Source organism: Streptomyces sp. NPDC058877, assembly GCF_042742855.1.
Lineage (GTDB): Bacteria > Actinomycetota > Actinomycetes > Streptomycetales > Streptomycetaceae > Streptomyces.
Genome location: NZ_JBHYMF010000262.1, coordinates 1 through 8,148 on the forward strand (window position 1 = coordinate 1; position 8,148 = coordinate 8,148).

Below are 8,148 nucleotides of genomic sequence, written 5' to 3' on the forward strand. Positions count from 1 at the left end.
CGATCGATCATCGCTCATTCGTGAGGGGGAGATGGCATCTGAGTGAAATTGTTGGCACGCAGTGCCTTGCCAGGTGACACGGCGTGCCATACGTTGATGTTGTCCGGGCGGCCGACGCGTGGGGAACACCCCTCGCACGCCGGCTGTCCCCACCGACCGCCCCGGCTCTGCGAGCAGGGGGATCCCCGGCCAGTGCGCCCGGACGCCTGCGTCACAGGCAACCCCGCGCTCCACCACACAGCGCCGCCACCGCACCACCGAGCCGAACCGACGGCACACCTCCACAGCAGCAGCACTTTCCGCCGTAACCCCCAGGCGTCCCTCCCCCGGGGCGCTCACCGCCGGAGGCAAACCGTGAAGGAAATCCTGGACGCGATCCAGTCGCCGGACTCCACGTCCGCCGACTTCGCGAACATCAAGCTTCCCGAGTCGTACCGGGCCGTCACCGTCCACAAGGACGAGGCGGAGATGTTCGCCGGGCTCGCCAGCCGCGACAAGGACCCGCGCAAGTCGCTCCACCTCGACGAGGTCCCGCTCCCCGAGCTCGGCCCGGGCGAGGCCCTGGTGGCCGTCATGGCGAGCTCCGTCAACTACAACTCGGTCTGGACCTCGATCTTCGAGCCGGTCTCGACCTTCGGCTTCCTGGAGCGGTACGGCCGGCTCTCCGAGCTCACCAAGCGCCACGACCTGCCGTACCACGTCATCGGTTCCGACCTCGCGGGCGTCGTCCTGCGCACCGGCCCCGGCGTCAACGCCTGGAACCCCGGCGACGAGGTCGTCGCCCACTGCCTCTCGGTCGAACTGGAGTCCTCGGACGGCCACAACGACACGATGCTCGACCCGGAGCAGCGGATCTGGGGCTTCGAGACCAACTTCGGCGGCCTCGCCGAGATCGCCCTCGTCAAGTCCAACCAGCTGATGCCGAAGCCCGATCACCTGAGCTGGGAGGAGGCGGCGGCCCCCGGACTGGTCAACTCCACCGCCTACCGCCAGCTGGTCTCCCGCAACGGCGCCGGCATGAAGCAGGGCGACAACGTCCTCATCTGGGGCGCCTCCGGCGGACTCGGTTCCTACGCCACCCAGTTCGCCCTGGCCGGCGGCGCGAACCCGATCTGCGTCGTCTCCTCCCCCGAGAAGGCCGACATCTGCCGCTCCATGGGCGCCGAGGCGGTCATCGACCGCAACGCCGAGGGCTACAAGTTCTGGAAGGACGAGCAGACCCAGGACCCGCGCGAGTGGAAGCGCTTCGGCTCCAAGATCCGTGAGCTGACCGGCGGCGAGGACATCGACATCGTCTTCGAGCACCCGGGCCGCGAGACCTTCGGCGCCTCCGTGTACGTCACCCGCAAGGGCGGGACCATCACCACCTGCGCCTCGACCTCGGGCTACATGCACCAGTACGACAACCGCTACCTGTGGATGTCGCTGAAGCGCATCATCGGCTCGCACTTCGCCAACTACCGCGAGGCGTGGGAGGCCAACCGCCTGATCGCCAAGGGCAAGATCCACCCCACCCTCTCCAAGACGTACACCCTGGAAGAGACCGGCCAGGCCGCCTACGACGTCCACCGCAACCTCCACCAGGGCAAGGTCGGCGTCCTCGCGCTCGCGCCGCAGGAGGGCCTGGGCGTCAAGAACCCGGAGCTCCGGGCCCAGCACATCGACGCCATCAACCGCTTCCGGAACGTCTGAGGTCCCGAAGATGACTGAGCGCCAGAAGGACCGGCCGTGGCTCATGCGGACGTACGCCGGTCACTCGACCGCCGAGGCGTCCAACGAGCTGTACCGGCGCAACCTCGCCAAGGGGCAGACCGGCCTCTCGGTCGCGTTCGACCTGCCGACGCAGACCGGGTACGACCCCGACCACGTCCTCGCCCGCGGCGAGGTCGGCCGGGTCGGCGTCCCCGTCTCGCACCTCGGTGACATGCGCCGGCTGTTCCAGGACATCCCCCTGGAGCAGATGAACACCTCGATGACCATCAACGCCACGGCCATGTGGCTTCTGGCGCTCTACCAGGTGGCCGCCGAGGAGCAGGGCGCGGACATCACCAAGCTCCAGGGCACCACCCAGAACGACATCGTGAAGGAGTACCTGTCGCGCGGGACGCACGTCTTCCCGCCCGGCCCCTCGCTCCGCCTCACGACGGACATGATCGCGTACACGGTCAAGCACATCCCGAAGTGGAACCCGATCAACATCTGCAGCTACCACCTGCAGGAGGCCGGGGCCACACCGGTCCAGGAGATCGCGTACGCCATGGCCACCGCCATCGCGGTCCTCGACTCGGTCCGCGACTCCGGCCAGGTGCCCGAGGACCGCTTCGGCGAGGTCGTCGCCCGCATCTCCTTCTTCGTGAACGCGGGCGTCCGCTTCATCGAGGAGATGTGCAAGATGCGCGCCTTCGGCCGGATCTGGGACAAGATCACGCTGGAGCGGTACGGCATCGAGAACCCCAAGCAGCGTCGGTTCCGCTACGGCGTGCAGGTCAACTCGCTCGGCCTGACCGAGGCCCAGCCGGAGAACAACGTCCAGCGGATCGTCCTGGAGATGCTGGCCGTCACCCTCTCCAAGGACGCCCGGGCGCGCGCCGTGCAGCTGCCCGCCTGGAACGAGGCGCTCGGCCTCCCCCGGCCCTGGGACCAGCAGTGGTCGCTCCGCATCCAGCAGGTGCTCGCCCACGAGTCCGACCTGCTGGAGTACGAGGACATCTTCGCCGGCTCGCACGTCATCGAGGCCAAGGTGGACGCCCTGGTCGAGGAGTGCCTGGCCGAGATCGACCGGATCCAGGAGATGGGCGGGGCGATGGCCGCCGTCGAGTCCGGCTACCTGAAGTCGCAGTTGGTCTCCTCGCACGCCGAGCGGCGCGCCCGGATCGAAGCCGGCGAGGAGAAGATCGTCGGCGTCAACATCTTCCAGTCGACCGAGGAGAACCCCCTCACCGCCGACCTGGACACCGCGATCATGACGGTCGACCCGGCGGTCGAGGCGCGGGTCGTCGGCTCGCTGAAGACCTGGCGCGACAACCGCTACCAGCCGCCGTTCAACCACCCGCGCCCCTGCAAGGCCCTGGAGCGCCTCAAGGAGGCCGCACAGGGCACCGAGAACCTCATGGAGGCCACCCTGGAGTGCGCCCGCGCCGGGGTCACCACCGGCGAGTGGGCCGGGGCCCTGCGCGAGGTGTTCGGCGAGTTCCGCGCCCCGACGGGCGTCTCCTCCGCCCCGGTCGCCGTGACGGCCGAGGCGGGCACGCCGCTCGCCCTGGTCCGGGACAAGGTGGCCCGGACCGTCGAGGAGCTGAACTGCGGCCGGCTGCGCCTCCTCGTCGGCAAGCCCGGCCTGGACGGGCACTCCAACGGGGCCGAGCAGATCGCCGTGCGCGCACGTGACGCCGGCTTCGAGGTGGTCTACCAGGGCATCCGGTTGACCCCCGAGCAGATCGTCAGCGCCGCCCTCGCGGAGGACGTGCACTGCGTGGGCCTGTCCATCCTGTCCGGCTCGCACGCCGAGCTGGTCCCGGACGTCCTCGACCGCCTCCGCGAGGCGGGGGCCCTCGACATCCCGGTCATCGTCGGCGGAATCATCCCGAACGCCGACGCCGCAGAACTGAAGCGTGCGGGCGTGGCCGCCGTCTTCACACCGAAGGACTTCGGTATTACGGAGATCATCGGCCGTATCGTCGACGAGATCCGGAAAGCTCACCAGCTCAGCCCCTTTGAATGCACGGAGGTCCTCGCATGACCAGCCCTGTGAACCGGCTCCGCCCCCGCCGCTCCTGCCTGGCGGTCCCCGGCTCCAACCCGCGCTTCCTGGAGAAGGCCCAGGGCCTCGCCGCCGACCAGGTCTTCCTGGACCTGGAGGACGCGTGCGCCCCGCTGGCCAAGCCCGAGGCCCGGCACACCATCGTGAAGTTCCTGAACGAGGGCGACTGGACCGGCAAGACCCGCGTGGTCCGCGTCAACGACTGGACCACCCACTGGACGTACCGTGACGTCGTCACCGTCGTCGAGGGCGCCGGCCAAAACCTCGACTGCATCATGCTGCCGAAGGTGCAGGACGCGCAGCAGGTCGTCGCGCTCGACCTGCTGCTCACGCAGATCGAGAAGACCATGGGCTTCGAGGTCGGCAAGATCGGCATCGAGGCACAGATCGAGAACGCCCAGGGCCTGACCAACGTCAACGCGATCGCGCAGGCCTCCCAGCGCGTCGAGACGATCATCTTCGGCCCGGCCGACTTCATGGCCTCCATCAACATGAAGTCGCTGGTCGTGGGCGAGCAGCCGCCCGGCTACCCGGCCGACGCCTACCACCACATCCTGATGAGCATCCTGATGGCGGCCCGCGCCAACAACCTCCAGGCGATCGACGGCCCCTACCTGCAGATCCGCAACCAGGAGGGCTACCGTGCGGTGGCCCAGCGCGCCGCCGCCCTGGGCTTCGACGGCAAGTGGGTGCTGCACCCGGACCAGGTGGCCGCCGCGAACGAGATCTTCTCGCCCTCGCAGGAGGACTACGACCACGCCGAGCTCATCCTCGACGCGTACGACTACTACACCTCCGAGGCCGGCGGGAAGAAGGGCTCCGCGATGCTCGGAGACGAGATGATCGACGAGGCCTCCCGCAAGATGGCCCTGGTCATCTCCGGCAAGGGCCGCGCCGCCGGCATGCAGCGCACCAGCAAGTTCGAGATCCCGGAGGCCTGAGTCCCATGCAGTTCGGCCGCACCTACGAAGAGTTCGAAGTCGGCGCCGTCTACAAGCACTGGCCCGGGAAGACGGTCACCGAGTACGACGACCACCTCTTCTGCCTGCTGACGATGAACCACCATCCGCTGCACATGGACGTGAACTACGCGGAGAACACGACCGACTTCAAGCGGAACGTGGTCGTCGGGAACTACATCTACTCGCTGCTGCTCGGCATGTCCGTGCCGGACGTCTCCGGCAAGGCGATCGCCAATCTGGAGATCGAGTCGCTGCGGCACGTGGCCCCCACCTTCCACGGCGACACGATCTACGGCGAGACCACGGTCCTCGACAAGACCCCGTCGAAGTCGAAGACGGACCGCGGCATCGTCTACGTCGAGACCAAGGGCTACAAGCAGGACGGCACGCTCGTCTGCGTCTTCCGCCGCAAGGTGATGGTCCCGACCGCCGAGTACATCGACGCGCGCGGCGGCGAGCAGCCCGGCCGCCCCGAGCTGAACGAACAGGGGAAGTAAGTCATGGCGCGACTCGCCCAGACCCACGGTCTGACCGATGTCCAGCAGGAGATCCTCGCCACCGTCCGGGACTTCGTCGACAAGGAGATCATCCCGGTCGCGACGGAGCTGGAGCACCGCGACGAGTACCCGCAGCAGATCGTCGACGGGCTGAAGGAGCTCGGCGTCTTCGGCCTGATGATCCCCGAGGAGTACGGGGGCCTCGGCGAGTCACTGCTCACCTACGCGCTGTGCGTGGAGGAGATCGCCCGCGGCTGGATGTCGGTCTCCGGCATCATCAACACGCACTTCATCGTGGCGTACATGCTCAAGCAGCACGGCACCCAGGAGCAGAAGGACCACTTCCTTCCGCGCATGGCGGCCGGTGAGACGCGCGGCGCCTTCTCGATGTCGGAGCCGGGCCTCGGCTCGGACGTGTCGGCGATCACCTCCAAGGCGGTCAAGGACGGCGACGAGTACGTCCTCAACGGTCAGAAGATGTGGCTGACGAACGGCGGCACGTCAACGCTGGTGGCCGTTCTCGTCCGAAGTGACGAAGGACACCCCGAGGGCACCGCCCCGCACAAGTCGATGACCACCTTCCTGGTCGAGAAGGAGCCCGGCTTCGGAGAGGTCCGCCCGGGCCTCACCATCCCGGGGAAGATCGACAAGATGGGTTACAAGGGCGTCGACACGACCGAACTCATCATGGACGGACTGCGCATTCCGGCCAATCGGGTACTCGGCGGGGTCACCGGCCGAGGGTTTTACCAAATGATGGACGGCGTGGAAGTCGGCCGCGTGAACGTGGCGGCGCGTGGCTGCGGCGTCGCTCAGCGTGCTTTCGAGCTCGGCGTCTCCTACGCCCAGCAGCGTCACACCTTCGGCAAGGCGATCGCCCAGCACCAGGCGATTCAGTTCAAGCTGGCCGAGATGGCTACCAAGGTCGAGGCCGCCCATGCCATGATGGTGAATGCAGCACGCAAAAAGGACTCCGGGGAACGAAACGACCTCGAAGCAGGGATGGCGAAGTACCTCGCCTCCGAATACTGCAAAGAGGTCGTCGAGGACGCCTTCCGCATCCACGGCGGGTACGGCTTCTCCAAGGAGTACGAGATCGAGCGCCTCTACCGCGAGGCACCGATGCTGCTCATCGGCGAAGGTACCGCCGAGATCCAGAAAATGATCATTGGTCGTCGGCTCCTCGAGGAGTACCGGTTCCAGGGCTGATTGTTGCTTTTGAGTCGGTTTGGCCGCGAAGAAGATCACACCGCGTGTTCATCTTCCGGCCGCCGACTCTGTTCCTGGCTTGCCCAGTTGCGCCCCGCAACCGATAGCATCGCCGGAAAGCCGCCGTCCCCGTTGCCCGTGCGGCATCATCCGCTACGAAGGTCATCCATGCCCCACAGCCAAACCTCTGCACACCGCGACAGCCTCAAGGGCGTACGCATCGCACGCGGAGCATCGCCGTGGCTTCTGCCGACCGTCGCCACCGCGGCGCTGAGCCTTGCGCGCGCGCGCAAGTCGAAGCGTGCCGCGGCCATCGCCGTGCCGACCACCGCCCTCGCGGCCGGCATGCTGTGGTTCTTCCGCGACCCCGAGCGTGAGATCGCTCAGGGCCGGGTCATCTCCCCCGCCGACGGCGTGGTGCAGAGCATCATGCCGTGGAAGGACGGACGCACCCGGGTCGCCATCTTCATGAGCCCGCTGAACGTCCACGTCAACCGCGCCCCGCTCGCCGGCACCGTGACGTCCGTGGAGCACGTCCCGGGCGGGTTCGTGCCGGCGTTCAACAAGGAGAGCGAGAACAACGAGCGCGTTGTCTGGCACTTCGACACCGAGCTCGGCGACATCGAGATGGTCCAGATCGCGGGTGCCGTCGCCCGGCGGATCGTGCCGTACATCCCGCAGGGGACGAAGGTCGAGCAGGGTGACCGCATCGGTCTCATCCGCTTCGGCTCGCGCGTCGACATCTACCTCCCCGAGGGTGTCGACGTCGCCGTCGAGGTCGGCCAGGCCACCACGGCGGGGGTGACTCGCATTGACCGTGATTGATCCCGACACACGGGCTGCCGACTGGGCCGCCGACGCCGAGGCGAAGGCGGCCGAAGAGGCCGAGGAGATGCCGCTGTCGTTGAGGCTGTCCATAGCGGACGCCCTCACGCTCGGTAACGCCACCTGCGGCTTCATGGCGGTGTACTTCACCACCACCGGCATCCTCATCCCCCACCTGACAGGCAGCAGCGAGACCGGCATGGCGCGCAACAGCGCCGCCACCGCCGTGATACTGATGCTGTGCGCAGCGATCTTCGACCTCTTCGACGGCATCGTGGCGCGCAAGCTCCGCAGCTCGCCGATGGGCGCCGAACTCGACAACCTCTCGGACCTGATCAGCTTCGGCCTGGCCCCGGCCTACTTCGTGCTCGTGTACGGAATGGTCGCGGACGACGCGCAGCAGAAGGTCTCGGCGGTGGCCGCGATCGTGGTGCTGCTCGCCGTGGTGCTGAGGCTCGCGAGGTTCTCGTGCGTGACGATGAAGGACGGCATGTTCCAGGGCATGCCGAGCCCCTTCGGCGCACTGACGGTGGTCTCCATCGTGCTGCTCGAGCTGCCGTTCATCCCGACCCTGCTCGCGATCATCGGTACGGCATGGCTGATGGTGAGCCGGGTCGAGTACCCGAAGCCGCGGGGTGTCCTCGCGGTCGCGATGCTCAGCTGGATCGTCGGTGCGATGGCGATGCTGGCGGCCTGGGCCTTCGACGCTCCCGGCGGCGCGTTCCTGCTCCAGACCGGCTGCGCGCTCCAGGTCGTGTTGGGCGCCGTGATCCCCCTCTTCGCGACGGCCCGCCGGGTGAACGCCTTCCGTGACAACCGGCGGGAGAGCCGGGAGGCACGGGCGGCACAGCTGCCGTAGCGGACGGCATGGGGAAGGGCCCCGGGAGGCGATCGG

At 67.8% G+C, this 8,148-nt stretch carries 7 protein-coding genes; all 7 read left to right on the forward strand.

Annotation, left to right across the window (positions count from 1 at the left end):
• The first annotated feature begins 354 nt into the window (after positions 1–354).
• The 7 genes from ccrA to pssA all read left to right on the forward strand — a co-directional run bounded on the left by ccrA (position 355) and on the right by pssA (position 8,112).
• Entirely contained in the window at positions 355–1,692 is a 1,338-nt protein-coding gene (gene ccrA, locus ACFW2Y_RS33135) for a crotonyl-CoA carboxylase/reductase (protein WP_384886630.1), read from the forward strand.
• A gap of 10 nt (positions 1,693–1,702) precedes the next feature.
• Positions 1,703–3,739: a protein meaA gene (locus ACFW2Y_RS33140; RefSeq protein ID WP_384886633.1), complete on the forward strand. Its 2,037-nt coding sequence runs from the start codon at positions 1,703–1,705 to the stop codon at positions 3,737–3,739.
• Complete coding sequence (locus ACFW2Y_RS33145; RefSeq protein WP_384886635.1) at positions 3,736–4,701, forward strand: HpcH/HpaI aldolase/citrate lyase family protein; 966 nt, start codon at positions 3,736–3,738, stop codon at positions 4,699–4,701. Before ACFW2Y_RS33140 ends, ACFW2Y_RS33145 begins: the two co-directional genes overlap by 4 nt.
• 5 nt (positions 4,702–4,706) lie before the next feature.
• Positions 4,707–5,219 carry a MaoC family dehydratase gene (locus ACFW2Y_RS33150; protein ID WP_384886638.1) on the forward strand — a complete coding sequence of 171 codons (513 nt, stop codon included), beginning with the start codon at positions 4,707–4,709 and terminating at the stop codon, positions 5,217–5,219.
• A gap of 3 nt (positions 5,220–5,222) precedes the next feature.
• Entirely contained in the window at positions 5,223–6,428 is a 1,206-nt protein-coding gene (locus ACFW2Y_RS33155) for an acyl-CoA dehydrogenase family protein (protein ID WP_384886640.1), read from the forward strand.
• A gap of 168 nt (positions 6,429–6,596) precedes the next feature.
• Positions 6,597–7,253: a phosphatidylserine decarboxylase gene (locus tag ACFW2Y_RS33160; RefSeq protein ID WP_384886642.1), complete on the forward strand. Its 657-nt coding sequence runs from the start codon at positions 6,597–6,599 to the stop codon at positions 7,251–7,253.
• Positions 7,246–8,112 carry a CDP-diacylglycerol--serine O-phosphatidyltransferase gene (gene pssA / locus ACFW2Y_RS33165; RefSeq protein WP_384886645.1) on the forward strand — a complete coding sequence of 289 codons (867 nt, stop codon included), beginning with the start codon at positions 7,246–7,248 and terminating at the stop codon, positions 8,110–8,112. Before ACFW2Y_RS33160 ends, pssA begins: the two co-directional genes overlap by 8 nt.
• Positions 8,113–8,148: the final 36 nt, after the last annotated feature.